Below are 2,715 nucleotides of genomic sequence, written 5' to 3' on the forward strand. Positions count from 1 at the left end.
TAAAATAGGCACAGAAACGTCTAAAAACGTTGGGGCTCTAAACTTCAACCCTGTGCCATTCAAAATGGGCACAAAAATCAAAATGGGCACAAGCCTCTTAATTTTAGTATAAATAATACTATTTAAGGGTAATTTTACATCCTGTTAGAATATTTAGAAAATTAAAACTATACGTTGTATGCAAAAATTTATGCATTTTGTTAAACATATTATATAATGGTATAATGGAATGGGGTGATATTATGGCTGAAACTGAGTTGCTACATATTTTTGAGGTTATATCTGATTTATATGATCACTTATATAATAGTCGTGATGATGACAATAGTGTATTTTATATTTATTCACATTTACGTAGTGCGGTAAGTGATCTATTAGTTGCATTAAATCATTATGAGATTGAAGAAGATTCTTATGTTAATGATATTTTGAAATCTTTGGAAGCTTTCTGTGATACTAAAGAACATTCGTACCAAACTAATCAAATGGTTTTTCACAATGTAAAGTTATTGCATAAACTTTTAATGCACGATGATATTCAATAAGTAAACGTAGAAAAAGCGCTGGTCTTTAGTACCAACCCTTTTTTGAGTTCAACGAGCTTTCGCTCGTAATCAATTTATTCAACTTTTGTATAATGATGCTATGTTAAAATATTTAGAAAATATAGCTGATAGAAAATTAGATGAATTGTAATTAGAGAAAATGCTCGCTTTGAAAGAAGTGAACTTTTTTTTGCTTAGTTTTTGGTTAAATTTATAAAATGGACAGAATGTGACTTTTTTGATTCAGTACAATAGAGTTAATTTGATTTATATAAAAAGGAGACAGAAATAATGAAAAAAATACTAGCTATATGTTCGATGATAGGTTTAGCAATCATACTTATATCTTGTGGTAAACAAGAAGGCTCAAGTAAGTTAAATGGTGAAGAATCGAAGCAAGAAACTAAAAAAGATACTGACGAATTTAAAGATGGTAAGTATAACTCTGGTGACATTAAAGGTGATTACACTAAAAAAGATTTAGGAGTAGATACAAACGAAAGCGGTATAGGTAAGGTGATAAGTTCTGATGTAGATTTGACAAAAGATAAAGATAGAGGGACAGATGAAGTTATAGATCTCATAGCTAACTATAATGATGCGGAAAATGGGCTGATTTATACAAGTTATAATGGTAAAATTGATGAAAAAAACAAGACTATAGATTTGAAATTAGAAGATTCCGGAGAAAATAAGGGTAAAATAAAATATGAAGTTAAAAAAGATGGTAATGTTACATTGAAAGGCAACCCTTCTTTACCATGGGCTGAAAATCAGAAAGAAGTAACTTTAAAACCTAAAGACGATTATACTAAAGAAAAATATAAGTAAAAGGTGAACTTATTCCTTTTAAAAAAAAGGAATAAGTTTTTTATTTGTTCGAATATTTTTAGACATGTTGTTTACTAAGTTTAAAAGTTGTTTTCGATTACTCTTTTTCATTTTTACCAATCTCCATTTCTCATTTAAATTTTATTTATATGAATATTTTAAAATAGATAAAATCGAAAGATTTAACCGCGTGTACATTAAGACATTTTTCTTCTAAACGCTTTAAAATCACTCTGAAAACGAATGTGTTCATTTATCATCACTCCATCATTTTTTTTAATATTCACATGAACACTAAACCACCGACACGTCGGTGGTTAATAATGTTTTCTTTTAAGGTAGTTGAACGATTGTGATAAGTGTGATATTACAATTTATTTGTCATATTACTTGATAATAATGAACAAATGTAGTATACTTAAATTGTTCAATCATCGATGTTGATGTGACGGTCTTTGATTAAACAATTAAGGTTTACAGTTATTAGGTGGTGAATGGATGGCAAAAATAGGTTATGCGAGGGTCTCAACAAAAGAACAAAATCTCAATTTACAAATTGAGTATTTGGGGAACAACGGTGTAGATAATGGGCTTATCTTTATAGATAAAGGTGTGTCGGGTACCGTTGCACCGGAACAGCGTGATGGGTTTAAACAACTCTTACAAAAGGCACGTTCTGGTGACACATTAGTTGTTTATAAATTGGATCGTATCTCACGTAAATATGACGATGTTCAAAATGTCATTAAGACGCTTAAAGATAGTGGCTTAAACTTTGAAATCGGTGGACTACCTAATATCAACACAGGCAACAAATTGATGGATAAAGCTTTAACAGACATGTTGTTGAACTTGCTAGGGTATGTTGCGGAAAATGAACGTGCTTACATCAAAGAACGTCAGCGTGATGGTATTGAACTTGCTAAAAAGCAAGGGAGGTTTAAAGGTAAACCGAAGAAGTACAGTGCCGATTCAAAGGATAAGTACGGTCGTTATATTTACAATCAAATTATTGAAGATTTAAACCGTGGAATGAGTTGTAACGCAGTACGTTTAAAACATGAAGTTGGTGTTGGTACTGTGCAACGAATTAAGAAAGAAATTAAATCAAAAGAGGTGCTGTAAAATGAGAGTTATAGATATACCAGACTATGAAGATATTTATGGTTTAAAAGAAGTAGAACTAGAGAGAGTATGGGAAGAAAAAGGTGTTGTGGGATTGCCAAAGGGAAATGATTTAGCGACCCCGGCCAGGTGAAGCGGCTGGTCGAGGACGGCACCGACGGCCGCGACCTCGGCTTCATGGGCGAGCCACGGGTCAACGTCCTGAAGCTGAACA

At 32.1% G+C, this 2,715-nt stretch carries 4 protein-coding genes; all 4 read left to right on the plus strand.

What is annotated here, in order from left to right:
• The first annotated feature begins 224 nt into the window (after positions 1 to 224).
• Entirely contained in the window at positions 225 to 545 is a 321-nt protein-coding gene (locus tag AB0C84_RS45815) for a hypothetical protein (protein ID WP_361079145.1), read from the plus strand.
• 291 nt (positions 546 to 836) lie between these two features.
• The gene (locus AB0C84_RS45820) at positions 837 to 1,376 is read left to right on the plus strand and encodes a hypothetical protein (RefSeq protein ID WP_361079148.1); all 540 of its coding nucleotides are present in this window, start codon (positions 837 to 839) and stop codon (positions 1,374 to 1,376) included.
• Between the two features lie 498 nt (positions 1,377 to 1,874).
• Positions 1,875 to 2,501, plus strand: coding sequence for a recombinase family protein (locus tag AB0C84_RS45825; protein WP_361079151.1), 627 nt, complete (start codon positions 1,875 to 1,877; stop codon positions 2,499 to 2,501).
• 129 nt (positions 2,502 to 2,630) lie between these two features.
• Positions 2,631 to 2,715 (plus strand): potassium-transporting ATPase subunit C (locus AB0C84_RS45830; protein WP_361079154.1); only part of this gene is annotated, 85 nt, incomplete at its 3' end.

Origin of the sequence: Actinomadura sp. NPDC048955 (assembly GCF_040649435.1) — a bacterium.
GTDB classification, from domain to species: Bacteria; Actinomycetota; Actinomycetes; order Streptosporangiales; family Streptosporangiaceae; genus Spirillospora; species Spirillospora luteofluorescens.

Coding starts and splice junctions, on each gene's coding strand:
- AB0C84_RS45815 (WP_361079145.1), top strand. CDS start 225: ATGGAATGGGGTGATATTATGGCTGAAACTGAGTTGCTACATATTTTT.
- AB0C84_RS45820 (WP_361079148.1), top strand. CDS start 837: ATGAAAAAAATACTAGCTATATGTTCGATGATAGGTTTAGCAATCATA.
- AB0C84_RS45825 (WP_361079151.1), top strand. CDS start 1,875: ATGGCAAAAATAGGTTATGCGAGGGTCTCAACAAAAGAACAAAATCTC.